Annotated in this window: 22 protein-coding genes; 5 read left to right on the plus strand and 17 right to left on the minus strand. The window is 71.1% G+C overall.

Going from position 1 to position 23503, the window contains the following annotated elements:
- Positions 1–11: 11 nt before the first annotated feature.
- Genes prcA through dop form a run of 4 tightly spaced genes read right to left on the minus strand, consistent with a single transcriptional unit; the run spans position 12 to position 3452 of the window.
- On the minus strand, positions 12–890 hold the full coding sequence (gene prcA, locus N538_RS0117015) for a proteasome subunit alpha (protein WP_028638283.1): 879 nt from the start codon (positions 888–890) through the stop codon (positions 12–14).
- Positions 887–1732 carry a proteasome subunit beta gene (gene prcB, locus N538_RS0117020; protein ID WP_028638284.1) on the minus strand — a complete coding sequence of 282 codons (846 nt, stop codon included), beginning with the start codon at positions 1730–1732 and terminating at the stop codon, positions 887–889. The genes prcA and prcB overlap by 4 nt, the downstream gene beginning before the upstream one ends.
- Positions 1729–1926 (minus strand): ubiquitin-like protein Pup, encoded by a 198-nt coding sequence (locus N538_RS0117025; protein ID WP_028638285.1) that lies wholly within the window; start codon positions 1924–1926, stop codon positions 1729–1731. Before N538_RS0117025 ends, prcB begins: the two co-directional genes overlap by 4 nt.
- A 17-nt stretch (positions 1927–1943) precedes the next feature.
- Entirely contained in the window at positions 1944–3452 is a 1509-nt protein-coding gene (gene dop / locus N538_RS0117030) for a depupylase/deamidase Dop (RefSeq protein WP_028638286.1), read from the minus strand.
- A 44-nt stretch (positions 3453–3496) separates the two neighbouring features.
- On the opposite strand from dop, the gene N538_RS0117035 reads away from it, so the two are divergent.
- The gene (locus tag N538_RS0117035) at positions 3497–3958 is read left to right on the plus strand and encodes an aminoacyl-tRNA deacylase (RefSeq protein ID WP_028638287.1); all 462 of its coding nucleotides are present in this window, start codon (positions 3497–3499) and stop codon (positions 3956–3958) included.
- An 18-nt stretch (positions 3959–3976) separates the two neighbouring features.
- Here the strand turns inward: N538_RS0117035 and arc are convergent, their stop codons facing one another.
- The 3 genes from arc to N538_RS0117050 all read right to left on the minus strand — a co-directional run bounded on the left by arc (position 3977) and on the right by N538_RS0117050 (position 8014).
- Positions 3977–5731, minus strand: coding sequence for a proteasome ATPase (arc, locus tag N538_RS0117040; RefSeq protein ID WP_028638288.1), 1755 nt, complete (start codon positions 5729–5731; stop codon positions 3977–3979).
- Between the two features lie 172 nt (positions 5732–5903).
- Positions 5904–6866 carry a tRNA (adenine-N1)-methyltransferase gene (locus N538_RS0117045; RefSeq protein WP_028638289.1) on the minus strand — a complete coding sequence of 321 codons (963 nt, stop codon included), beginning with the start codon at positions 6864–6866 and terminating at the stop codon, positions 5904–5906.
- 11 nt (positions 6867–6877) lie between these two features.
- The gene (locus N538_RS0117050) at positions 6878–8014 is read right to left on the minus strand and encodes a site-2 protease family protein (RefSeq protein ID WP_028638290.1); all 1137 of its coding nucleotides are present in this window, start codon (positions 8012–8014) and stop codon (positions 6878–6880) included.
- Positions 8015–8085: 71 nt separating this feature from the next.
- On the opposite strand from N538_RS0117050, the gene N538_RS0117055 reads away from it, so the two are divergent.
- Positions 8086–8976, plus strand: a complete 891-nt coding sequence (locus tag N538_RS0117055) for a RecB family exonuclease (RefSeq protein WP_028638291.1) — start codon at positions 8086–8088, stop codon at positions 8974–8976.
- Positions 8977–9073: 97 nt separating this feature from the next.
- On the opposite strand, the gene N538_RS0117060 is transcribed toward N538_RS0117055, so the two are convergent.
- From N538_RS0117060 to metH, 5 genes are all read right to left on the minus strand, one after another.
- Entirely contained in the window at positions 9074–9733 is a 660-nt protein-coding gene (locus tag N538_RS0117060) for a response regulator (RefSeq protein ID WP_051549374.1), read from the minus strand.
- Positions 9730–11079, minus strand: coding sequence for a sensor histidine kinase (locus N538_RS0117065; protein ID WP_028638293.1), 1350 nt, complete (start codon positions 11077–11079; stop codon positions 9730–9732). The genes N538_RS0117060 and N538_RS0117065 overlap by 4 nt, the downstream gene beginning before the upstream one ends.
- A gap of 67 nt (positions 11080–11146) precedes the next feature.
- Positions 11147–11560 (minus strand): hypothetical protein, encoded by a 414-nt coding sequence (locus N538_RS0117070; protein ID WP_028638294.1) that lies wholly within the window; start codon positions 11558–11560, stop codon positions 11147–11149.
- Positions 11561–11674: 114 nt separating this feature from the next.
- The gene (locus N538_RS0117075) at positions 11675–12403 is read right to left on the minus strand and encodes an HAD family hydrolase (protein ID WP_231496251.1); all 729 of its coding nucleotides are present in this window, start codon (positions 12401–12403) and stop codon (positions 11675–11677) included.
- Entirely contained in the window at positions 12396–16127 is a 3732-nt protein-coding gene (metH, locus tag N538_RS0117080) for a methionine synthase (RefSeq protein ID WP_028638296.1), read from the minus strand. The genes N538_RS0117075 and metH overlap by 8 nt, the downstream gene beginning before the upstream one ends.
- A gap of 121 nt (positions 16128–16248) precedes the next feature.
- Here metH and N538_RS0117085 point away from each other — a divergent pair, with 121 nt between their 5' ends.
- A complete protein-coding gene (locus tag N538_RS0117085; RefSeq protein WP_028638297.1) occupies positions 16249–17097 on the plus strand; it encodes a PAC2 family protein in 849 nt (282 codons plus the stop codon).
- A 113-nt stretch (positions 17098–17210) separates the two neighbouring features.
- On the opposite strand, the gene mshC is transcribed toward N538_RS0117085, so the two are convergent.
- The 4 genes from mshC to N538_RS0117105 are packed head-to-tail and all read right to left on the minus strand — an operon-like array spanning position 17211 to position 20570.
- Positions 17211–18458, minus strand: a complete 1248-nt coding sequence (gene mshC, locus N538_RS0117090) for a cysteine--1-D-myo-inosityl 2-amino-2-deoxy-alpha-D-glucopyranoside ligase (protein ID WP_028638298.1) — start codon at positions 18456–18458, stop codon at positions 17211–17213.
- Positions 18459–18489: 31 nt separating this feature from the next.
- Positions 18490–19254, minus strand: a complete 765-nt coding sequence (locus N538_RS0117095) for an SCO1664 family protein (RefSeq protein ID WP_028638299.1) — start codon at positions 19252–19254, stop codon at positions 18490–18492.
- A gap of 7 nt (positions 19255–19261) precedes the next feature.
- On the minus strand, positions 19262–19840 hold the full coding sequence (locus N538_RS0117100; protein WP_028638300.1) for a DUF3090 domain-containing protein: 579 nt from the start codon (positions 19838–19840) through the stop codon (positions 19262–19264).
- A 10-nt stretch (positions 19841–19850) separates the two neighbouring features.
- Positions 19851–20570: a histidine phosphatase family protein gene (locus N538_RS0117105; protein ID WP_028638301.1), complete on the minus strand. Its 720-nt coding sequence runs from the start codon at positions 20568–20570 to the stop codon at positions 19851–19853.
- Between N538_RS0117105 and corA the strand changes: the two genes are divergently transcribed.
- Positions 20569–21585, plus strand: a complete 1017-nt coding sequence (corA, locus tag N538_RS0117110) for a magnesium/cobalt transporter CorA (protein WP_231496252.1) — start codon at positions 20569–20571, stop codon at positions 21583–21585. The genes N538_RS0117105 and corA overlap by 2 nt on opposite strands.
- A 4-nt stretch (positions 21586–21589) precedes the next feature.
- On the opposite strand, the gene N538_RS0117115 is transcribed toward corA, so the two are convergent.
- Positions 21590–22417, minus strand: coding sequence for an undecaprenyl-diphosphate phosphatase (locus tag N538_RS0117115; protein ID WP_028638303.1), 828 nt, complete (start codon positions 22415–22417; stop codon positions 21590–21592).
- 119 nt (positions 22418–22536) lie between these two features.
- On the opposite strand from N538_RS0117115, the gene N538_RS0117120 reads away from it, so the two are divergent.
- Positions 22537–23484, plus strand: a complete 948-nt coding sequence (locus N538_RS0117120; RefSeq protein WP_028638304.1) for an aldo/keto reductase — start codon at positions 22537–22539, stop codon at positions 23482–23484.
- Positions 23485–23503 lie beyond the last annotated feature (19 nt).

A 23503-nucleotide genomic window follows, 5' to 3' on the forward strand; every position in this document is an offset into this window, starting at 1 on the left:
CCGCGGCGAGGTCAGGCCGGAGGCGCGACGGGGGGCTCGTCGCCGGGGCCGGGGCCGGCCTCGGAGGGGCCACCGGACGGGGCGTCGGCCCCGGACGGGGCGTCGGCCCCGGACGGGGCGTCGGCCGGGGACGGAGCGTCGGCCGACGACGGTGCGGCGGAGGACGGCGAGACGGGGCCGCGGTCGCCCAGGAGCTCGTCGAGCCGGGCCGGGCGGATCCGGGAGAACTTCCGCGCCTGGCTACGGGAGCGGTCCAGGACGGCGACCTCGAGGTCGTCGATCGAGATGACCCGGTCCTCCTTGTCGCCCTTCTCGTTGTCGGAGTGGCCGAGCGCGGCGACGGCGAGTGCGACCGCGTCCGGGAGCGAGGTGCCCTCGGTGTACCGCTCGGAGAGGTACGACGCGACGACGTCGGCGGCGCCGCCCATCACGGCGTACCCGTGCTCGTCGGCGACCTGTCCGTCGTACGTCAGCCGGTACAGCTGGTCGTCGGCGGCTGAGTCGCCGATCTCCGCGACGAAGATCTCGACCTCGTACGGCTTCTCACCGCCCGAGGAGAAGATGGTGCCCAGGGTCTGCGCGTAGGCGTTGGCGAGGCCGCGGCCGGTGACGTCGCGCCGGTCGTAGGCGTACCCGCGCATGTCGGCGAGCCGGACTCCGGCGATGCGGAGGTTCTCGAACTCGTTGTAGCGGCCCACGGCGGCGAAGGCGATCCGGTCGTAGATCTCGGAGACCTTGTGCAGCGCCTGGGAGGGGTTCTCGGAGACGAACAGGATGCCGTCGGCGTACTGCACGGCCACCACGGACCGGCCGCGGGCGATGCCCTTGCGTGCGAAGTCCGCGCGGTCCTTCATCAGCTGCTCGGGAGAGACGTAGAACGGCATGCTCATCGGGCGTCCCCCTCCGTCAGCGGGGCGGCCGGGCCGTCGGGACGGGTCATCCGGCCGGCGATCACCTGGTCGGCGATCGCCGCGACCTCGGCGTCGGGCAGCCGGCGGCCGCCGTCCGCCGTGATGACCTGGACGACCGGGAAGATCCGGCGGGTCAGGTCGGGGCCACCGGTCGCGGAGTCGTCGTCGGCGGCGTCGTACAGCGCCTGGATGACCGCGGTCACGCAGCCGGTGCGGTCCAGGTCGGCGCGGTACAGCTTCTTGAGCGCGCCGCGGGCGAACAGCGACCCGGAGCCGACGGAGTGGAACGCCGTCTCCTCGTACCGTCCGCCGGTCACGTCGTAGCTGAAGATCCGGCCCTGGTCGACGGTCAGGTCGAAGCCCGCGAACAGCGGCACGACCGCGAGGCCCTGCATCGCCAGCCCGAGGTTGGACCGGATCAGGGCCGCGAGCCGGTTCGCCTTGCCGTCCATCGAGAGCGTGGTGCCCTCGATCTTCTCGTAGTGCTCGAGCTCGGTCTGGAACAGGCGCACCATCTCGACCGCGATGCCGGCCGAGCCCGCGATCCCGACCGCGGAGAACTCGTCGGCGGGGAAGACCTTCTCGATGTCCCGCTGGGCGATGATGTTGCCCATCGTGGCGCGGCGGTCACCGGCCATCACGACGCCGCCGGGGTACGTCGCCGCGACGATCGTCGTGCCGTGCGGGGCCAGGTCGCCGGCGTGCCCCTGGGGCACCGCGCGGCGCGCCGGCAGCAGGTCGGGAGCCTGCTCGGCGAGGAAGTCGCTGAACGACGAGATGCCCGGCTGCAGGAAGGCAGCCGGGAGGCGCGGGTCGCTCATTCGCCGCCCTTCTGGATGAACGACTTCACGAAGTCCTCGGCGTTGGTCTCGAGCACGTCGTCGATCTCGTCCAGGATGTCGTCGATGTCGCTGTCCAGCGCCTCCTTGCGCTCGGCGACGTCGCTCTCCGGGGCGGTCTGGACGACCTCGTCGGCCTCCGAGGACTTCCGCGGTTGCTTCTGCTCCTGTGCCATGCCTCGACCCTATCCACTCAACGGGTGAGAGCGGTGAACAAAGCCTCGGCCGTCTCACACCGGTCGAGCAGCTCGCCCACGTGCGCCTTGCTGCCGCGCAGCGGATCGATCGTCGGCACCCGCTGCAGCGACTCGCGGCCGGGCAGGTCGAAGATCACCGAGTCCCAGGACGCCGCGGCGACGTGGTCGGCGTACTTCTCCAGGCACCGGCCGCGGAAGTACGCGCGGGTGTCCTCCGGCGGGTCGTGCATCGCGTCCTCGATCGACCGGTCGTCGAGCAGCCGCTCGATCCGGCCGCCGGCCACCAGCCGGTGGTAGAGGCCCTTCTCGGGACGGATGTCGGAGTACTGGTAGTCGATCAGCTGCAGCTTCGCGTCGTCCCACTCCAGGCCGTCGCGCTGGCGGTACTGCTCGAGCAGCTTCAGCTTCGCCACCCAGTCCAGCTCGCGCGCGCACAGCATCGGGTCGCGCTCGAGCCGGTCCAGCACCGACTCCCACCGCGCCAGCACGTCGACGGTCTGCTCGTCGGCGTCCGCGCCGTACCGGTCCTCGACGTACTTCCGGGCCAGGTCGAGGTACTCCAGCTGCAGCTGGATGCCGGAGAGCTTGCGCCCGTCGGTGAGCGTCACCGTCTGCTTCAGCCCCGGGTCGTGGGACACCGCGCGGAGCGCCGCCACCGAGCCCTCGACGGTGAGGTCGGTGGTGATGAACCTGTCCTCGATCATCGCCAGCACGAGGGCGGTCGTGCCGACCTTGAGGTACGTCGCCACCTCGGACAGGTTCGCGTCGCCGATGATGACGTGCAGCCGGCGGTACTTCTCCGGATCGGCGTGCGGCTCGTCTCGGGTGTTGATGATGGGGCGCTTCAGTGTCGTCTCGAGGCCGACCTCGACCTCGAAGAAGTCCGCGCGCTGGCTGACCTGGAACCCGGACTCGCGGCCGTCCTGCCCCTTGCCGACCCGGCCGGCCCCACAGAACACCTGACGGCTCACGAAGAACGGCGTGAGGTGGCGGACGATGTCACCGAAGGGCGTCGACCGGCGCATCAGGTAGTTCTCGTGGGCGCCGTACGACGCGCCCTTGTTGTCGGTGTTGTTCTTGTAGAGCGCGATCGGCGCCCCGCCCGGCAGCAGGCTGGCCCGGCGCTGCGCGTCCAGCATCACCTGCTCACCGGCCTTGTCCCAGCGGACGATGTCCAGCGGCGTGGTGACCTCGGGCGTGGAGTACTCCGGGTGCGCGTGGTCGACGTAGAGCCGGGCCCCGTTGGTGAGGATGACGTTCGCGAGGCCCATGTCCTCGTCGGTGAGCTGGCTGGGGTCGGCGACCTGGCGGGACATGTCGAAGCCGCGGGCGTCCCGCAGCGGCGACTCCTCCTCGAAGTCCCACCGGGCGCGACGCGCCTTGACGGTGGCCGACGCGTAGGCGTTGACGACCTGCGAGGACGCCACCATCGGGTTGGCGAGGGGCTGTCCCTGCACGGAGATGCCGTACTCCACCTCGGTCCCCATGACCCGGCGCACGCTCATGTACCGAGAGTACGCGAGGGCGTACGGCGCTCTAGGTTGATCCCATGGGTGCGGACAACTCCGGGCGGGCCATCGCCGCCGCCGAGGCGCTGGGGCTGGCGTACGCCGTGACCAGGCACGGCCCGGTGCGTTCCCTGGAGGAGGCCGCGACGGAGCGGGGTGTGGCGCCGCACCAGATCGTGAAGACGATGGTGGTCCGGGTCTCCGAGGGCGACCACCGGTTCGTGCTGGTGCCCGGAGACCGCGAGATCGCCTGGCCGAAGCTACGCGCGCTGCTGGGGGTCAACCGGGTCTCGATGCCCAGCGCGGAGGCGGCGTACGACGTGACCGGCTACGTGCGCGGCACGATCACGCCGCTCGGGTCCGCGACTCCCCTGCCGGTGATCGCCGACCAGTCCATCGCGGGTCCGGTCAGCATCGGCGCGGGCGCGCCCGGCGTCGCCCTCACCGTGGACGCCGGCGAGCTCGTCGCCGCACTGGGCGCGACGGTCGCCGACGTCACGTGAGCCGGAGTGCCGGCTCGCCTACAGGTACTGGCCGGTGTTGGCGACCGTGTCGATCGACCGTCCCGGCTCGGTGCCCTGCTTGCCGGTGATGAGCGTGCGGATGAAGACGATCCGCTCGCCCTTCTTGCCGGAGATGCGGGCCCAGTCGTCGGGGTTGGTGGTGTTCGGGAGGTCCTCGTTCTCCTTGAACTCGTCCACGCAGGCCTGCAGCAGGTGCGAGACGCGCAAGCCGTGCTGGTCGTGGTCCAGGAAGTCCTTGATGGCCATCTTCTTGGCCCGGTCGACGATGTTCTGGATCATCGCGCCCGAGTTGAAGTCCTTGAAGTACAGGACCTCCTTGTCGCCGTTGGCGTAGGTGACCTCGAGGAACCGGTTCTCCTCGGTCTCGGTGTACATCCGCTCCACGGTCGCGCGGATCATCCCGGCGACGGTGGCGTCGCGGTCGCCGCCGAACTCCGCCACGTCGTCGGCGTGCAGCGGAAGGCTGGTGGTGAGGTACTTGCTGAAGATGTCGCGCGCGGACTCGGCGTCGGGGCGCTCGATCTTGATCTTCACGTCCAGCCGGCCGGGCCGCAGGATCGCCGGGTCGATCATGTCCTCCCGGTTGGAGGCGCCGATGACGAGCACGTTCTCGAGCAGCTCGACACCGTCGATCTCGCTGAGCAGCTGCGGGACGATGGTGTTCTCCACGTCGGAGGAGACCCCCGAGCCGCGGGTGCGGAAGAGGGAGTCCATCTCGTCGAAGAACACGATGACCGGCGTACCGCCGCTGGCCTTCTCGCGGGCCCGCTGGAAGACCAGGCGGATGTGCCGCTCGGTCTCGCCGACGTACTTGTTGAGGAGCTCGGGGCCCTTGATGTTGAGGAAGTAGGACTTCCCCTCCTGGCCGGTGCGCTCGCTGACCTTCTTGGCCAGCGAGTTGGCGACCGCCTTGGCGATCAGGGTCTTGCCACAGCCCGGCGGGCCGTACAGCAGCACGCCCTTCGGGGGCTTGAGCTGGTGCTCCTTGAAGAGCTCGGGGTGCAGGTACGGCAGCTCCACCGCGTCGCGGATCGCCTCGATCTGGTTGGCGAGGCCGCCGATCGACTCGTAGGCGATGTCCGGGACCTCCTCGAGGACCAGCTCCTCGACCTCGGACTTCGGGACCTTCTCGTAGACGTAGCCGGCCCGGGAGTCCAGCAGCAGCGAGTCGCCGGCACGGATGGTGTCACCGCGCAGCGGCTCGGCGAGCCGGACGACGCGCTCCTCGTCGGCGTTCGCGATCACCAGGACCCGCTCGCCGTCGGCGAGCAGCTCCTTGAACATCACGACCTCGCCGACCTCCTCGTAGTCGAGGGCGGCGACGACGTTGAGGGCCTCGTTGAGCATCACCTCCTGGCCGCGGCTCAGGGTGTCCAGGTCGACGCTCGGGCTGACGTTCACGCGCAGCTTGCGGCCACCGGTGAACACGTCGATCGAGTCGTCGTCGTTGCGGTTGAGGAAGGTGCCGAAGCCGGCGGGCGGCTGGGCGAGCCGGTCGACCTCCTCCTTCAGCTTCATGATCTGGTCACGGGCCTCGCGCAGGGTCTGGGCGAGCCGCTCGTTCTGAGAGGTGAGCCCGGCCAGGCTGCGCTGGGCGTCCGCGAGCCGCAGCTCGAGCGTCCGCGAGCTCGTGGGGCCCTCGGCCAGCCGCTGACGCAGGTCCGCGATCTCGGACTCCAGGAGCCGGACCTGGTCCGCGAGCTCGTCGGGGTCCGGGCCGCCCGTGCTCGAAACGCCTTCAGATGTCGACATCTGCGCCACCTCCTGTTCGATTGACCCTACCCGCGGCGGCCGTCGATCAAAGGTCTGATTTCGGGGTGTTGGTCACGATTTGGACGCGCGGAAGTGCGCGGATTGGTCACCAACCGCAGATTTCCAGGTCGAAACATGCGGTTGGTGACCAATCCGGCGACTTCGGCGGCCCTCAGTCGATGGGTTCGTCGACCGGGAGGCCGGGCGGCCGAGGGCCGCTGTAGTCCGATCCGTAGGCACCGGGTGCGGGGCGGCGCTTCTTCAGCGGGGCGCGCTGGCCGGGGGCCATTCGGCGCGCGGTGACCAGGAACGCGGTGTGGCCGATCATCTTGTGGCCCGGACGGACTGCGAGCCCCTCGACGTGCCAGTCCCGGACCAGGGACTCCCACGCCTGCGGCTCGGTGAACCCACCGTGGGCGCGGACGGTCTCGACGAACCGGGAGAGCTGGGTGGTGGTGGCGACGTACGCACACACGATGCCGCCGGGCCGGAGCGCGTCCGCGGTCGCCTCCAGGCAGTCCCACGGGGCGAGCATGTCCAGGATGACGCGGTCGGCGCGCTCCCCCGACGCCGGGAGTGCCTCCGCCAGGTCGCCGAGCGTGAGCCGCCAGGCGGGGTGCGACTCGCCCTCCGGGGCACCGAAGAACTGCGTGACGTTGCGGCGGGCCACGTCGGCGAACTCCTCGCGACGCTCGTACGACGTGACCCGGCCGTACGGGCCGACTGCGCGCAGCAGGGAGCAGGTGAGGGCACCGGATCCGACCCCCGCCTCGACCACGTGTGCGCCCGGGAAGATGTCGGCGAGGGCGACGATCTGGGCCGCGTCCTTCGGGTAGACGACCGCGGCGCCACGCGGCATCGAGACGACGAACTCCGCGAGCAGGGGCCGGAAGACGAGGTACTCGCCGCCCGCCGAGGAGGTGACGGTGAAGCCCTCCTCTCGGCCGATGAGCTCGTCGTGCTCGAGATGTCCCCGGTTGGAGAAGAAGCGCTTGCCGGGCACGAGCTCGAAGTTGTGCCGACGGCCCTTCTGGTCGACCAGCCGGACCCACTCGCCGACGCGCAGCGGTCCGCGGTGGACGCCGGACCAGGCTTCGGCGGGGACGTCGGGGCTCGCGGACTCAGGGGCGGACACGGCGCGAGAGCCTAGTGGGCCGACTCCCGGAACGCCCTATCCACGTCGGCGGTCGTCAGCACACCGGCGACGGACCCGTCGGGCTCGACGAGGAGGTATTCCCCCGCCGGGGTCCGGCTGATGGCCATCACCAGGTCCTCGCCGCTGAGGTCGGCGGGCAGCCGGAGGCCGTCCTCGAGAGTGCGGGCCACGGTCGAGGTCGCCACCCAGGGCCGGCGGTCGTCGGGGGTGGCCTCCAGCGCCGCCTCGCTCACGATGCCGACAGGAATGCCGCCACCGGTGACGGTGACGATGCTTCCGGCCGAGGCGTCGTGCGCGCGGCGTACCGCCTCGGCGAGGGGGAGGTCGCCCGGGACCGTGAGGGTGGGGCGGGCCAGCTGGCGTGCGACCAGCTGCGGGAGGCGGCTGCGCAGCCGGGCCGAGGACATCGCCGCGGTGGAGCCGGACCAGAGGAAGGCCGCGACGACGAGCGCCAGCAGCCAGTCGAACATCTGCGGCTTCGTGCCGGTGACCGGCTCCTGCGCCAGCGGCCACAGGAGAGCGGCAACTGCCGCCGCCCGGCCGACCCAGCCTGCGACGATGGTGCCGCGGTGGACGTTGCCGCTGACCCGCCAGACCAGGGACTTGAGGACCCGGCCGCCGTCCAGCGGCAGGCCGGGAACGAGGTTGAGGAAGCCCACCAGGAGGTTGGCGCCCGCCAACCCGCTGACGGCCATCAGCAGCAGCCCGTCGGGAGTGACCGGTCGGAGCACGAAGGCCAGGCCGCCGACCGCGAGCGAGGTGAGCGGACCCACGACCGCGATGACGAACTCCTGGCGCGGGGTGCGGGACTCGCCCTCGATGGCGGTCATGCCGCCCAGGAAGTGCAGCGTGATCGAGCTGACCGGGAACCCGTAGTGCCGGGCGGCGATCGCGTGCGACGCCTCGTGCAACAGGACCGAGAGGTACAGGATCACGGCGAACGCGAAGCCGGCGACGTACTTCCACGGCCCGAGGCCGGGCTGCGCGGTCTCGGCGACCGGCGCGACGATGACGGCGATGATCCCGGCGATGACGAACCACGAGGACGACAAGAGGACGTCGCTGCCCGCGATGGTGCCGACCCGGAAGGTGCCCGGCGGGCGGGGCCGGGATGGGGAGTCGGGCACGCCTCGAGGCTAGCCGACGTCGTGGACCGCGGGTCCGGTGGCGTGTCGGTGGGCTGACCTAGGGTGGCGACGTGAGTGTCCAGGAGGAGTCGCCGGCGTCCCGGATGGGGACGCCCGTCGACGGCGTCGAGGTCGTCGGCGCGCTCTCACCCAGCCGCGCGGGTGACTTCATGAGCTGCCCGTTGCTGTACCGGTTCCGGACCATCGACCGGATCCGGGAGCCCTACTCGCCGGACGCGGTGCGCGGCACCGTGGTGCACAAGGTCCTGGAGGACCTCTTCGACCTCCCCGCGGAACGGCGTACCCCGGAACAGGCGGGCCGGATGCTCGAACCTGCCTGGCAGGACCTGGTGGCGCAGGACGCGGAGCTGGCATCGATGTTCGCCGCCGAGGGAGGCCCGGAGGCCGCGGCCTGGCTGGCGTCGTGCCGGGGCGTGCTGGATCGGTACTTCACGCTCGAGGACCCGACCCGGCTCGAGCCGGCCGAGCGAGAGCTGTACGTCGAGACGCTCCTGGACTCCAGGCTGCTGCTGCGCGGCTTCGTCGACCGCATCGATGTCGCGCCCGACGGCGCCATCCGCGTCGTCGACTACAAGACGGGCCGCTCCCCGCACGAGATGTTCGAGGCCAAGGCGCTGTTCCAGATGAAGTTCTACGCGCTGGTCATCTGGCGCACTCGCGGCGTCGTGCCCGCGATGCTCCAGCTGGTGTATCTCGGGAACGGCGAGATGTTGCGCTACGTCCCCGACGAGCGAGACCTGCTCGCGACGGAGCGCAAGGTCGAGGCGGTCTGGATGGCGATCCGGCAGGCCGAGGAGTCCGGGGACTGGCGACCCAGCCCGGGTCGGCTCTGCGACTGGTGCGCCCACCGGGCGATCTGCCCCGCCTGGGGCGGTACTCCCCCGCCGCTGCCCGAGCGGGAGGTCGACGTCGTGGACGACACTGACGACATCTCGCTCTGATTCACAACCGCACAAAATGACGTGGTTTGGTCACCAACCGCATCAGATCGGGCCGAAAATCTGCGGTTGGTGACCAAATCGCGGAGCCGAGCAGCCCTCAGAGCCCGTTCCGTTCGGCCCACAGGGCGGCCTGCGTGCGGTCGGCGACGCCGATCCGGGCGAACGCCGAGGTGAGGTGGGCCTTCACGGTGCGCTCGCTGATGTCGAGGCGGCGGGCGATCTGCTTGTTGGCGAGCCCCTCGCGGACCAGGCCGAGCACCTCGGTCTCACGCGAGGTGAGCTGCACCTGCTGCGAGCCGGCGCGGGAGCCGAGGAGGGCGCGCGCGGCCCGGGGGTGGATGGGCGACTCGCCGCGGCTGACCGCGCGGATGCCCTGGAGGACGTCCTCGGGGTCGGCGTCCTTGAGCAGGTAGCCGACCGCGCCGGCGTTGAGGGCGGCGATGATCCGCTCGCTGTCGGAGAACGACGTCAGCACGAGCACGTCCACGCCGAGGTTCTCGGCCATGATCGCGCGGGTGGCGGCGACCCCGTCGACGCCGGGCATCTGGAGGTCCATGAGCACGACGTCGGGACGGATCCGCCGCACGACCTCGAGGGCCTCGGCGCCGTTCGCGGCCTCGCCGACGACCTGGATGTCGTCGGTGCCGGCGAGCAGCTGCTCCAGGCCGGCCCGGATCACGGCGTGGTCGTCGACGACGACGACCCTGACGGGTTCGGACCCCGTGCTGGTACCCGGGGTGTTCCCTGGACCGGTCACTGCGCATCGACCTCCATCCACACCGTGGTCCCCTCGCCCGGAGAGGATCGCACGTCGAGTACGCCGCCGCTGTCGACGACGAGGCTGCGCAGGCCGCGCAGCCCGTAGCTGTCCGGCTTGGTGCGCGAGCGGTCGAACCCGACGCCGTCGTCGACGACCTCGAGGGCCAGCGTCCTCCCGTCGCCGCGCACGGTGACCGCGAGCGTCGAGGCCTCGGAGTGCCGGATCGCGTTGCGCACCGCTTCCTGGGCGACCCGCCAGACCAGCGCCACGTGGGCGTCGGAGGCGGTCTCGGCGCCCTCGACGCTGACGGACGCCTGGATCCCGGCGGCTCCGGCGGGCGCGATGAGATCGGCCAGCGCCGCCGGCAGGCCGTCTGCGCTGAGGTCGGGCGGGTGGATCTCGGCGAGCAGCGAACGCAGCGACTTCAGGCCGGTGCGGAGCGAGACGCCGGCACTCTCGAGCGTCTCCCTGGAGTCCTCCGGGAGGTCGGACGTGCGCGCGACGGCGCTCACGGAGAACGCCGTGCCGGCGAGGTCCTGGACGACGCTGTCGTGCAGGTCGCGGGCGATGCGGCGGCGCTCCGCGTCCGAGGCGTCCATCGCCGACACCAGAAGTCGCTCCCGCTCGGCCGACGCCTTGCGCAGCTGCCGGGTGAGCCCGACGAGGATCGCGGTCGCCACTGCGATGAGGAGGATGAGGGCGCCGGCGGTGATCCAGCGGAACGAGTCGAAGATCTGGGTCTGCCGCTCGGTCAGGTCGGCAACCGGGAAGTAGGCCTCGAACAGCACCGGTCGGCCCGCCGCGCGCTGGTCGGCCACGCTCGTGGAGCCGCGATCGGTGGTGACGAACCGCGTGTAGATGCGCACCATGCCCTCGGTGCCGGCTGCCGCGACGTCCTCCGGACGGCCCGGATCGGCGATCTCGGAGCCGACCCCGCCCTTGCGCAGGATCACGCGTTGCTCGTCGTCGAGCGTGAGCGCGGGCTGGTGGGTGCCGTTCTGGCTGAACAGGTCCTTGAAGAGGAGGTCCAGCTGGCTCGTGTAGAGCAGGCGCCCGTTCGCCGACCAGATGTTGATGCGGTACGGCCGGTCCGTCTTCAGCAACCGGGCCTGGACCTCGCGATCGAAGCTCTCGAGCGGGCGGAGGTACTCGGTTGCGTTGTCCGGGCGCAGGTGCACGACGGTCGGCGGGAACTCGGGAGCCACCACGGACTGGGCGAGCAGCTGGGTCGTGCCCTTGGCCTCTGAGATCGCCTCGTCCGCGGCAGCTCGATCGGCCAGGATGTTGGTCCCGACGATGATGCCGACAGCCGTGAGGACCCCGATGGTGAGAAAGAGGACCACCGGGCTCCGGAGCAGTCTCAACCGTCGGACCTTTCGCTGGGGTCCCGACAGGATAGGCCCAACCGCCTCAGTAGGAGACAGCGGCGCGGCAGACCTCGCCGGTGCGCAGGTTCTCGGCGCGGAAGACCACGTCGTCGCTGCCCGGCAGGTTGAACATCGTCCGCACGACGCGGAAGCTCAGGTCGGAGTCCTCGTCACCGCGGGCTCGCCCGTTGTCGGACACCTCGCCGTTGTGCTTGACGCGCCAGTCCCACGCGTCGGCGTCGTTGCTCCAGACCGTGCCGGTGACGAGCAACCGAGTGTTGTTGCCGTCGACCTGCTCGACCTTGAGCTTCGCGCGGGAGACGCTGCTGGGGTCGCACTGGTCGCGATCAACGTCCTTCGCAGCCCCGCCGTCCTTTGCCAGAGCCGGGGCTACTGACAGGGCCGCTGCACCCAGCACGAGGCTGAGCACGACGGCGGGGCCGCGTCGGACGATCATCGAACCTGCTTCCTCAGAACCAGGGCGAGTGACCCCCTGATGACTGCAATCCTGGGCGAGGGCGGGTGCACCGCGCCATTGTCCGGTGGTACTAGGACCTGATCCGTCCGATGACTAGGCCCGCACCGCCCACACGGCGGCGAGGTCGATGCCCTCCAGGGTGTCGGCGAACACCCGACGCTCCGTGGGCAGCACCGGCACGTGGTTCTCGACCACCAGCACCAGGCAGCCGGCCGCCTCCGCCGACTTCGCCCCGGTGTTGGAGTCCTCGATCGCCAGGCAGTCGGAGGCCGGTACGCCGAGCGCCGCGGCCGCGGTGAGGTAGGGCTCCGGGTGCGGCTTGCCCTGCACGACCCGGTCCCCCGTCACCACCACGCGGAACGTCTCCGGCGGCAGCTGCGCCAGGATCGGCGCGACGAACCGGTCGTACGACATCGTCACCAGCGCACACGGGATCCCGGACGCGCGGATCCGGTCGATCAGGTCGACCGCGCCCGGCCGCCACGGCACCTCCGCCTGGACCTTGCGCACGACGCCATCGAGCAGCGCCTCGACGATCTCGTCGATCTCGAGGTCGATGCCCATGTGCTGGCGGATGTAGGCCGCGGAGACCCGCAGGTCGTTGCCCACCAGGTTCAGCGCGTGCGCCTCGCTCCAGCTGCCGCCGTACCGCTCCGCGAGCTCGTACTCGGTGCTGATCCAGTACGGCTCGGTGTCGACGAGCGTGCCGTCCATGTCCCAGAGGACGGCCAGCGGGAGGTCAGCCAGCGGGAGGTCAGCCAGCGGGAGGTCAGGCTGCGGGAGGTCAGGCTGCGGGAGGTCAGGCTGCGGGAGGTCAGTCATCGGGGTCGTAGCCGAGGTTCGCCGACAGCCAGCGCTCCGCCTCCGTCAGGGTCCAGCCCTTCCGCTCGGCGTAGTCGGCGACCTGGTCTCGGCCCAGTCGCCCGACCACGAAGTACTGCGACTGGGGGTGCGAGAAGTACCAGCCCGACACCGCGGCACCGGGCCACATCGCCATGCTGTCGGTCAGCTCGATCCCGGTCGCGGCCTCGACGTCCAGCAGCTCCCACAGGGTGCGCTTCTCGGTGTGCTCGGGGCAGGCGGGGTAGCCCGGCGCGGGTCGGATGCCGGCGTACCGCTCGGCGATCAGGTCGTCGTTCGACAGTGTCTCGTCCGCGGCGTGGCCCCAGAACTCGGTGCGGGCCCGCTGGTGCAGCCGCTCGGCGAACGCCTCGGCGAGCCGGTCGGCGAGCGCCTCGAGCATGATCGCGGAGTAGTCGTCGTTCGCTTCCTTGAAGGCCGCGATCCGCTCCTGGGCCCCCAGCCCCGCGGTGACGGCGAACGCGCCCACGTGGTCGGCGAGGCCGGTGTCCCGCGGTGCGACGAAGTCGCCCAGGGAGCGGTTGGGCACGCCGTCGCGGTGCTCGCCCTGCTGGCGCAGGTTCCGCAGCGTGGTCAGCACCTCGGTGCGCGAGTCGTCGGTGTAGATCTCGATGTCGTCGCCGACGGCGTTGGCGGGGAAGAACCCGAACACGGCGTTGGCGGTGAGCCACTTCTCGTCGACCACCCGGTCGAGCATGGCCAGCGCGTCGTCGTACAGCGCCCGGGCGACCTCGCCCGTCGTGGGGTTGTTGAGGATGTCCGGGAACTTGCCCTTCATCTCCCACGCGTTGAAGAACGGCTGCCAGTCGATGTACTCCCGCAGCTCGCCCAGGTCGTAGCCGCTGAGCAGGTGGGTCCCGGGTCGGCGGGGGGCGGGCGGCTGGTAGCCGCTCCAGTCGATGGGCGTGCGGTTGGCGCGCGCCTGCTCGATGGTCAGCATCGGCCGGTCGTGCTTGGCGGCGTGCCGCTCGCGCAGGGCGTCGTAGTCCGCGGTGACCTCGGCCAGCAGCTGCGGACGCTGGGCGTCGCTGAGCAGGGCCGCGAGGGTCGGCACCGACCGGGAGGCGTCCTTCACCCACACCACCGGGCCGCCGTACCTGCCGTCGACCTTCACCGCGGTGTGGGCGCGCGACGTCGTGGCCCCGCCGACCAGCAGCGGGATGTCGAACCCCTGGCGCTGCATCTCGGAGGCGACGTTGACCATCTCGTCCAGGGAGGGCGTGATCAGGCCGGAGAGCCCGATCGCGTCCGCGCCGATCTCGGCCGCGGTGTCCAGGATCTTCTGCGCCGGCACCATCACGCCGAGGTCGATGACCTCGTAGTTGTTGCACTGCAGGACCACGCCGACGATGTTCTTGCCGATGTCGTGGACGTCGCCCTTCACGGTGGCCATCACGATGGTGCCGTTGGTGTCCTTGGCGGTGGCGTACTCGGGGTTGTCGAGCTTCTCCTGCTCGATGAACGGGATCAGGTAGCCGACGGCCTTCTTCATCACTCGCGCGGACTTCACGACCTGCGGGAGGAACATCTTGCCGGCCCCGAAGAGGTCGCCCACGACGTTCATGCCGTCCATCAGCGGGCCCTCGATCACCTCGATCGGCCGTCCCCCGCGCTCCGCGATCTGCTGGCGGAGCTCCTCGGTGTCGTCCTCGACGAAGCCGTCGAGCCCCTTCACCAGCGCGTGCGTGATCCGCTCGGCGACCGGCAGGGACCGCCACTCCTCGGCCGCGACCTCGGTCTCCTCGCCGCTGCGGTTGTGGCTCTCGGCGATCTCGAGCAGCCGCTCGGCGGCGTCCGGGCGCCGGTTCAGGATGACGTCCTCGATCCGCTCGCGCAGCTCGGGCTCGACCTCGTCGTACACCACCAGCGCACCGGCGTTGACGATGCCCATGTCCAGGCCCGCGGCGATCGCGTGGAAGAGGAACACCGCGTGGATCGCCTCGCGGACCGGGTTGTTGCCGCGGAAGGAGAAGCTGACGTTCGAGATGCCGCCCGAGACCTTCGCGCCCGGCAGGTTCGCCTTGATCCAGCGGGCCGCCTCGATGAAGTCGGCGCCGTACGATGCGTGCTCCTCGATGCCGGTCGCGACGGCGAAGACGTTCGGGTCGAAGATGATGTCCTCGGCCGGGAAGCCCACCTCGTCGACGAGGATCCGGTACGCACGCTCGCAGATCGCCTTGCGGCGCTCGAGGTTGTCGGCCTGGCCGTCCTCGTCGAACGCCATCACGACGGCGGCCGCGCCGTACCGGCGGCAGAGGCGGGCCTGCTCGACGAACTTCTCCTCGCCCTCCTTGAGCGAGATGGAGTTCACGATCGGCTTGCCCTGCACGCAACGGAGACCGGCCTCGATCACCTCCCACTTCGAGGAGTCGACCATGACCGGGACCCGGCTGATGTCCGGCTCGGACGCGACCAGCTTCAGGAAGCGGTCCATCGCGGCGACGCCGTCGATCATGCCCTCGTCCATGTTGACGTCGATGACCTGCGCGCCGCTCTCGACCTGCTGGGCGGCGACGGTGAGGCCGGTGTCGTAGTCACCCGCCTTGATCAGGTTGCGGAACCTCGCCGAGCCGGTGATGTTCGTGCGCTCCCCGACGTTGACGAAGAGGCTGTCCGCGTCCAGCGTGAACGGCTCGAGGCCGGCCAGCCGCATCGCCGCCGCGACCTCCGGGACGGTACGCCGCTGCTTGCCGTCGATGACCTCCGCGATGGCGGCGATGTGGGCGGGCGTGGTGCCGCAGCAGCCGCCGACCAGGTTCACGAACCCGGCCTCGGCGAACTCCCCGATGATCGCGGCGGTCTCCGCGGCGGCCTCGTCGTACTCGCCGAACGCGTTCGGCAGGCCGGCGTTGGGGTAGCAGGAGACGAACGTGTCCGCGATCCGCGACATCTCGGCGAGGTAGGGGCGCATCTCCTTCGCGCCGAGCGCGCAGTTGAGCCCGACCGCGAGGGGCCTGACGTGGCGGACGGAGTTCCAGAACGCCTCGGTGGTCTGGCCCGACAGCGTGCGGCCGGAGGCGTCGGTGATGGTGCCGGAGACGATCACCGGCCAGCGCCGGCCGCACTCGTCGAAGAGCTGCTCGACCGCGAAGATCGCGGCCTTGGCGTTGAGGGTGTCGAAGATCGTCTCGATGACGATCAGGTCCGCGCCGCCGTCCACGAGGCCGCGGGCGGCTGCGAGGTACGCCGAGACGAGCTGCTCGTAGGAGACGTTGCGGGCGCCGGGGTCGTTGACGTCCGGCGAGATCGAGGCGGTCCGGGTGGTGGGGCCGAGCGCACCCGCGACGTACCGCGGCCGCTCGGGCGTGCCGACGGCGTCGGCCTCGCGGCGGGCCAGTCGCGCGGACTCGAGGTTCAGCTCGTAGTCGAGCTCCTCCAGGCCGTAGTCGGCCAGCGAGATCGCGTTCGCGTTGAACGTGTTCGTCTCGACGATGTCCGCGCCGGCCTCGAGGTAGTCCCGGTGGATGGCCGCGATGATGTCCGGCTGGGTGAGCGTGAGCAGGTCGTTGTTGCCGACCAGGTCCTGCGGCCAGTCCGCGAACCGCTCGCCGCGGTACCCCGCCTCGTCCGGACGGTCCCGCTGGATGGCGGTGCCCATCGCCCCGTCGATCACCATGATCCGCTCGCCCAGCGTGCGGGTGAGCTCGTCGGTGACGTCGGGCCGCCACTGCGGGGACTCGGACAACGGGGACTCCTCTCGACTGCTCAAGCGTAGGAACCCTGGCCACGAGCTGGACCGGATTCCCAGATCGTGACACCGGGCGTCTCGCCCAGGGAAATCCCCGGCGGCGACTAGGCTTGGAGGGGTGATCGAGCTGGAGGACGTTCCCGACCTGGTGGACCCGATCGTCATCGCCGCCTTCGAGGGCTGGAACGACGCCGCCGACGCCGCCTCCGCGGTCGTCGACCACCTCATCCGGGTGTGGGGTGCGCGCACCGTCGGCGCGATCGACCCCGAGGACTTCTACGACTTCCAGGTCAACCGCCCGGTCGTGGGCAGCGACGCCATGGGCCACCGGCGGATCACCTGGCCGACGACCACGCTGTCCGTCGCCTCTCCCCCGGAGCTGGACCGCGACGTGATCCTCCTGCGCGGCATCGAGCCCAGCATGCGCTGGCGCCAGTTCTGCGGCGAGCTGCTCGCCGCGTGCGACGAGCTCGGCGGCACGATGGTGATCACGCTCGCCGCGCTGCTGGCCGACACCCCACACACCCGGCCGATCCCGGTGACCGGCACGGCGACCGAGCCCGAGCTGGTCGACCGGCTCAAGCTCGAGCAGTCGACGTACGAGGGTCCGACCGGGATCGTCGGCGTGTTCCAGGACGCCTGCGTGCAGGTGGACATGCCGGCGGTGTCGTACTGGGCCGCGGTGCCGCACTACGTCGCCCAGCCGCCCTGCCCGAAGGCGACGCTGGCGCTGCTCGGCCAGCTCGAGGACCTGCTCGAGGCGTCGATCCCGCTCGGTGACCTGCCCGAGGACGCCCGCGCCTGGGAGCGCGGTGTGGACGAGTTGGCCGAGGAGGACGAGGACGTCGCCGACTACGTCCGGGCCCTCGAGGAGACCCGGGACACCACCGACCTCCCCGAGGCCTCCGGCGAGGCGATCGCGCGCGAGTTCGAGCGGTACCTCAAGCGGCGGCGCGACGAGGACTGACCGGCTGCTAGGTGCGCGTAGGTGCGCGGATTGGTCACCAACCGCAGATTTGAACGGTCCAATGTTGCGGATTGGTCACCAACCGCAGAACGGACCAGCCCCGTCCGGATCCGTCAGCGCATCCAGATGGCCAGACCGAGAGCGGCGTCGAGGAGGCGCAGCATCTCACCGGCGGCATCGGGGTCGCTGGTGTCGGCGAGGCCGTCGGTGCCCAGCGTGGTCGCGACCCAGCGGTCGACCGCGGCGAGTGCACGCGGCGCGTCGAGATCGTCGGCCAGCGCGGTGAGGACCTCCTCGACGACGGGCGCGGCCGGTGCGCCAGCACCCAGCGAGAGGGCCCGGCGCCAGCGGTCGACGTCGTCGACGGCGGTCCAGAGCTCGGCGTCGGTCCACTCCCAGTCGGCGCGGTAGTGGTGGCGCATCAGCGCCAGCCGGATCGCCATCGGGTCGACGTCGCTGTTGCGCAGCGCCGAGACGAAGACCAGGTTGCCCCGCGACTTCGACATCTTCTCGCCGTCGTACCCGACCATCCCGCCGTGGCTGTAGACCTGAGCGAACGGCGTGCCGGGTACTGCGACCTGGGCGTGGCCGGCACACATCTCGTGGTGCGGGAACACCAGGTCGCTGCCGCCGGCCTGGACGTCGAACGCGGACCCGAGGTGCTCCTGGGCGATCGCGGTGCACTCGACGTGCCACCCCGGGCGACCGGGTCCCCACGGGCTCTCCCACGACGGCTCCCCCTCGCGGCGGCCGCGCCACACGATGCAGTCGAGCGGGTCCTTCTTGCCCGGGCGCTCGGGGTCGCCGCCGCGCTCCGGGTAGATCTCGAGCATCTTCTCCCGGGACCAGCCCGACTCCGCACCGAAGGCCGGGTCCGCGGTCACCGAGAAGTAGAGGTCGTCCTCGACCCGGTAGATCGTGCCGACGGCGTCCAGTCGCTCGATCAGGTCGATGACCAGCGGGATCGACTCGACGGCACCGATGTAGTGGTCGGGCGGCAGCACGCGCAGCGCGGCCATGTCCTGCCGGAACAGCTCGGTCTCCCGCTCGGCCAGCTCGACCCAGTCGACGTGCACCTTGGCCGCGCGCTCGAGCAGCGGGTCGTCGACGTCGGTGACGTTCTGGACATAGCTCACCTCGTGACCGGCGTTCCGCCAGGCCCGGTTCAGCAGGTCGAACGCGACGTACGTCGCGGCGTGGCCGAGGTGGGTGGCGTCGTACGGCGTGATGCCGCACACGTACAGGCGCGCCGGGCCGTCGGGCGTCGTCGTGACCCGATCGCCGGACGCGGTGTCGTGCAGGACGACCGGCGGACCCACGACGGGCAGGGTGGGGATCTCCGGGGACGGCCAGGCGCGCATGCGGCGAGCCTATCGAGTGGGGCGAGGCGGGTCAGAACGGCGGCCACGGGATCGCGGGCCACTCGCCGCGAGGCGCCGGCATCACGGCCTTCGCCGCCAGGCGCTGGCACCGCCGGGCGAGCGCCTCGAGCTCCGGGTCGGTCAGGTGCTCGGCGAGGGCCTCGCCGAGGGCGCCGCGCACCTCGTTGCCCACCCTGCGGACGACGTCCACCTCCTCCGGGGTCAGGCTCTCCCCCAGCCACCCCCACAGGACGGTGCGCAGCTTGTGGTCGGTGTGGAACGTCACGCCGTGGTCCACGCCGTACCGGTGCCCGTCGGCCATCTCGAGCACGTGGCCGCCCTTGCGGTCGGCGTTGTTGACGACGACGTCGAAGACCGCCATCCGCCGCAGCGGCGCGGAGTCCTCGTGGATCAGCGAGATCGGCCGGTCCTGGCCGTCCAGCCCGTCGAAGACGTGCTTCCACCCCTCCGGCACCTCGCCCTCGACGACCAGCGTGACCGCGACCTGCTCCTCGTCCGGCTCCTGCCAGCGCTGGACCATCCCGGGGCCGTGCGGCCCGCCGCGCAGCCAGGTCTCGGGCACGACGTTCCAGCCGAACGCCTCGGAGACCAGGTACGCCGCCCGCTCCCGGCCCGCGAGCGTCCCGTCGGGGAAGTCCCACAGCGGCCGCTCGCCGGCGACCGGCTTGTACACGACGCGCACCCCGCCGATCTCGCCGACGAAGGTCGCGTTCGACGCAGGCATGATCCGGCCGTGGAGGACGAGCTCGTCCTCGAGCAGGTCGGCCTCGGGCATCGGTCCGTCACGGGTCCCGTCGCCGGAACCCGTTCGCCCGCACGCACAGGTGTCCGTCCGGGTCGATCGGATTGCCGCAGAAGGGGCAGCTCGGCCGGCCCGCGTCCAGGACCTGCTCGGCCCGCTTGACGAAGGCGCGGGCCGGTCCGGGGGCGATCCGCACCAGCAGGACCTCCTCGGGGTCGGGCTCCTCGAAGTCTTCGTCGAGCTGATCCGGGGTGACGACCGCGGCCTCGCTGAACGGGAACACCTCGATCACGACCCGTTGGTCGTCGGGGTCCCAGGACAGCGTCATGGTGCCGGCGCGGAACTCCTCGTCGATCGGCTGCTCCAGGGGCGCGGAGTCGTCGAGGCCGAGCGGCGCGACGGCGGGGATCATCGCCTCGTTGAGCTCGTTGGACATGACCTCGTCGAGCAGCTCGTCGATCCGCTCGGCGAGCGCCTGGACCTGCTGCTTCTCCAGCGCGACGCTCACGATCCGTGAACCCGACCGCGCCTGCAGGAAGAAGGTGCGCTGCCCCGGCGGGCCGACGGTGCCGGCGACGAACCGCTCCGGCGGGTCGAAACCGTGGACGAGGGGTGCCATGCCAGTCACCCTAGGCGGTCGCCGAAGGGCCGGCCCCACCGCCGACGACGGCGTCCGTGGACGCCGCTCGTCGGTGCCGCTTCGTCGTGGCCGGCGGGGCCAGCCAGGACAGGTCGCCGGAGTGGGTGTTCGTGGCGAGCACGTACGGCCGGCTGCTGGTGTAGCGCACGATCGACACCGACGCGGGGTCGACGTGGAGGCGCTGGAACAGGTCGAGGTGCATGCCGAGCGCGTCGGCGAGCACGGACTTGATGACGTCGCCGTGACTGACCGCGACCCAGAGCGCTCCAGAACCGTGCTCGGCCTCGAACGCCGCGTCCAGGCGCCGTACGGCGGCGACCGCGCGCGCCTGCATCGCCGTCATCGCCTCGCCGTTGGGGAACACCGCGGCCGAGGGCTGGGTCTGCACGAGCGACCAGAGCTTCTCCTTGGCCAGCTCCTTGATCGGGCGGCCGGACCAGTCGCCGTAGTCGCACTCGGTGATCCCGCGCTCGGAGGTCGGCCGCGGCGAGCCCGGCTGGGCCTTGGCGATCGCGCGCGCCGTCTGCCGGCAGCGCTCCAACGGGCTGGTGACGACGCCGGCCAGCGGCAGGACCGCGAGCCGCCCCGCGGTGCGCGCGGCCTGGGCGGCACCGGTGTCGTCGAGCTTCACGCCGGGGAGCCGCCCCGCGAGCACGCCGGTGGCGTTCGCCGTCGTGCGCCCGTGGCGCACGAGGATCACGGTTGCCATGGCGGCGACTGTAGAGGACGGCGCCTCGGGCTACCGTGTGCCCGTGATCGTCGACTGTGCGCTCTACCGCGACGGCGAACGCGCCGCCGGCGGCACCCACTGGCAGGAGCTGCGGGCGAAGGCGGACGTCGACGGCGACTTCGTCTGGATCGGCATGCACGATCCGAGCGAGGAGGAGATGCGCGAGGTCGCCGAGGTCTTCGAGCTCCATCCGCTCGCCATCGAGGACGCCATGCAACCGCACCAGCGACCGAAGCTCGAGCGCTTCGGCGACCTGGTCTTCCTCGTGCTGAAGACCCTCTGGTACGTCGACGAGCACGACGCCGTGGAGACCGGCGAGATCGCGATGTTTCTCGGCGCGGACTTCGTGGTCACCGTCCGGCACGGCCAGGGCAACGAGCTGCACTCGGCCCGCGAGGAGCTGGAGTCGAGCCGTCGTGTGCTGGCGCACGGCCCGGGAGGGGTGATGTACGCCGTCATCGACCGGGTCGTCGACGAGTACCTCGATGTGGTCGACGAGCTGGTCGTCGACGTGGACGAGATCGAGTCGTCGGTGTTCTCCGCCGACCGGACCAACGACTCGGCGCGGATCTACGTCCTCAAGCGTGAGCTCGCGGAGGTACGCCGCGCGGTGCTTCCCCTGCGCGACCCGATCACCCGGCTGGTGACCGGCGACGTGCCCGGCGTACCCGAGAACTCGACGCCGTTCTTCCGGGACGTGGCGGACCACCTGGCCCGTGCTGCGGAGACCGTGGACTCGCTGGACTCGCTGCTGTCGACGGCGTTCGACGCGCACCTGGCCCAGATCTCGGTGCAGCAGAACAACGACATGCGGAAGATCTCCGCCGGTGCGGCCCTGGTCGTCGTGCCGACGCTGATCGCCGGGGTCTACGGCATGAACTTCGAGCACATGCCGGAGCTGGAGTGGACCTACGGCTACCCGTTCGCGCTCGCGCTGATGGCCGTGGTGGCGGCGGGCCTGTGGGTCCTGTTCAAGAAGTCCGGCTGGCTGTGACCGGTCAGGTCGCCGTCATCACGCCGGTCGACAGCAGCACGACCAGCAGCAGGCCCAGGCCCACGCGGTATGGGATGAACCAGGTGATCGCGTGCCCGGCCACGAAGCGGAGCAGCCAGGCGATCGAGGCATAGGCCACGACGAAGGCGGTGACGATGCCGACCAGGGCGACGCCGACGCTGATGCCGCCGCTCATCGCGTCCGGCAGCTCGAAGAGGCCGGCCGCGACCAGCGCGGGGATCGAGAGGTAGAAGCTGACCTTGGTCGCCGTGACCCGGTCCAGGCCGCGGAACAGGCCGCCCGAGATCGTGGCGCCGGACCTCGACACCCCGGGCACCAGGGCGGCGACCTGGATGAGGCCCACCGCGACGGCGTCGCGCATGTTCAGGTCCTGCTCGGAACGGTCCTGGCGCGCGACGCGCTCGGCCGCCCACATGACGGCGCTCCACGCGATCAGCGCGATGGCCACGACCCAGAGCGACCGCAGGTCGCCGGTGATCAGGTCCTTGAACAGGAGCCCGGCGATCCCGACCGGGATGGTGCCGACGATGACGTACCAGCCCATCCGGTGGTCGAGCTGGCCGCGGTACTCGGGCCGGACCAGCCCGAGGAACCACGCCTTGGCGATCCGCCCGATGTCGCGGAAGAAGTAGACGACCACGGCGGCGATCGCACCCATCTGGATCACGGCGGTGTACCCGGTGACGGCGTCGTCGCCCAAGTCCAGCCCGAGCGCCTTCTGGGCGATCATCAGATGGCCGGTGCTGGAGACGGGGAGGAACTCGGTGAGCCCCTCGACGATGCCGAGGATGACGGCGTCGAAGTAGTCCATCGACTCGCTTTCGGGTCGGTCCGGTCGGTGCTGGGTGAGCCTACGGGGTCGAACCTGTCCGGAAGATGAACGGCGAGCCGGGACCGTCGTACACGGGCGCCTTGGCTACCTTCTTCCCCATGCAGCAGCGGCGAGTCGGCGCGACCGGCCTGGCGGTGTCCCGACTCGGCCTCGGCACCATGACGTGGGGACGCGACACGGACCAGCACGAGGCACGTGACCAGCTGATCGCGTTCGCCGAGGCGGGCGGGACGCTCGTCGACACCGCCGCCGGCTACGGCCACGGCGCGTCCGAGGAGCTCATCGGGACCCTGATCGGCGACGTCGTCGCGCGGGACGAGGTCGTGCTCGCGACGAAGGCGGGCATCAGCGCGCGACGCGGCGGTCGCGAGTACAACACGTCCCGCGGGCACCTCCTCTCCACGCTGGACGCATCGCTGCGCCGGCTCGGCACCGACCACGTCGACCTGTGGCAGGTGCACATCTGGACCGACGAGACCCCGGTCGAGGAGACGCTCTCGGCCCTCGACACCGCCGTGCAGAGCGGGCGCGCGTCGTATGTCGGCATCTCCAACTACAGCGGGTGGCAGACCGCGCAGGCGGCCACCTGGCAGCGGGCGGTCCCCGGGCGCTCGCCGCTCGCGTCGACGCAGGTCGAGTACTCGCTGCTGAACCGGGCTGTCGAGCACGAGGTGCTGCCGGCCGCGGCGGCGCTGGGCCTCGGCGTACTGCCGTGGTCCCCGCTGGGTCGCGGCGTCCTCACCGGCAAGTACCGGACCGGGACGCCGTCGGACTCGCGCGCGGCGTCGACGCACTTCGCGAACTTCGTGAACGCCTACCTCGACGACCGGTCGGCCGGCATCGTGGAGGCCGTCGCCCGCGCCGCCGACGGCCTGGGCTGGACGCTCCTCGAGGTGGCGCTGGCCTGGGTCCGCGACCGGCCGGGCGTCACCGCGCCGATCATCGGCGCGCGCACCGCCGCCCAGCTGCGCGGCATCCTGGGCGTCGAGGAGCTGAGCCTGCCCGACGAGATCGTCAGCGCGCTGGACGACGTCTCGGCAGAATGACACCGTTGTACCGAGGAGG

Source organism: Nocardioides sp. URHA0032 (genome assembly GCF_000620645.1).
In the GTDB taxonomy this organism is placed as follows: domain Bacteria; phylum Actinomycetota; class Actinomycetes; order Propionibacteriales; family Nocardioidaceae; genus Nocardioides.

Excerpts from the sequence above, each read along its gene's own strand:
- prcB (WP_028638284.1), bottom strand. The coding sequence starts at position 1,732 with ATGAGCGACCCGCGCCTCCCGGCTGCCTTCCTGCAGCCGGGCATCTCG.
- N538_RS0117035 (WP_028638287.1), top strand. The coding sequence starts at position 3,497 with ATGGGTGCGGACAACTCCGGGCGGGCCATCGCCGCCGCCGAGGCGCTG.
- arc (WP_028638288.1), bottom strand. The coding sequence starts at position 5,731 with ATGTCGACATCTGAAGGCGTTTCGAGCACGGGCGGCCCGGACCCCGAC.
- corA (WP_231496252.1), top strand. The coding sequence starts at position 20,569 with ATGGCGGCGACTGTAGAGGACGGCGCCTCGGGCTACCGTGTGCCCGTG.
- prcA (WP_028638283.1), bottom strand. The coding sequence starts at position 890 with ATGAGCATGCCGTTCTACGTCTCTCCCGAGCAGCTGATGAAGGACCGC.
- N538_RS0117105 (WP_028638301.1), bottom strand. The coding sequence starts at position 20,570 with ATGGCAACCGTGATCCTCGTGCGCCACGGGCGCACGACGGCGAACGCC.
- N538_RS0117070 (WP_028638294.1), bottom strand. The coding sequence starts at position 11,560 with ATGATCGTCCGACGCGGCCCCGCCGTCGTGCTCAGCCTCGTGCTGGGT.
- dop (WP_028638286.1), bottom strand. The coding sequence starts at position 3,452 with ATGAGCGTGCGCCGGGTCATGGGGACCGAGGTGGAGTACGGCATCTCC.
- N538_RS0117025 (WP_028638285.1), bottom strand. The coding sequence starts at position 1,926 with ATGGCACAGGAGCAGAAGCAACCGCGGAAGTCCTCGGAGGCCGACGAG.
- mshC (WP_028638298.1), bottom strand. The coding sequence starts at position 18,458 with ATGCGCGCCTGGCCGTCCCCGGAGATCCCCACCCTGCCCGTCGTGGGT.
- N538_RS0117095 (WP_028638299.1), bottom strand. The coding sequence starts at position 19,254 with ATGCCCGAGGCCGACCTGCTCGAGGACGAGCTCGTCCTCCACGGCCGG.
- N538_RS0117120 (WP_028638304.1), top strand. The coding sequence starts at position 22,537 with ATGCAGCAGCGGCGAGTCGGCGCGACCGGCCTGGCGGTGTCCCGACTC.
- N538_RS0117115 (WP_028638303.1), bottom strand. The coding sequence starts at position 22,417 with ATGGACTACTTCGACGCCGTCATCCTCGGCATCGTCGAGGGGCTCACC.
- N538_RS0117100 (WP_028638300.1), bottom strand. The coding sequence starts at position 19,840 with ATGGCACCCCTCGTCCACGGTTTCGACCCGCCGGAGCGGTTCGTCGCC.
- N538_RS0117075 (WP_231496251.1), bottom strand. The coding sequence starts at position 12,403 with ATGACTGACCTCCCGCAGCCTGACCTCCCGCAGCCTGACCTCCCGCAG.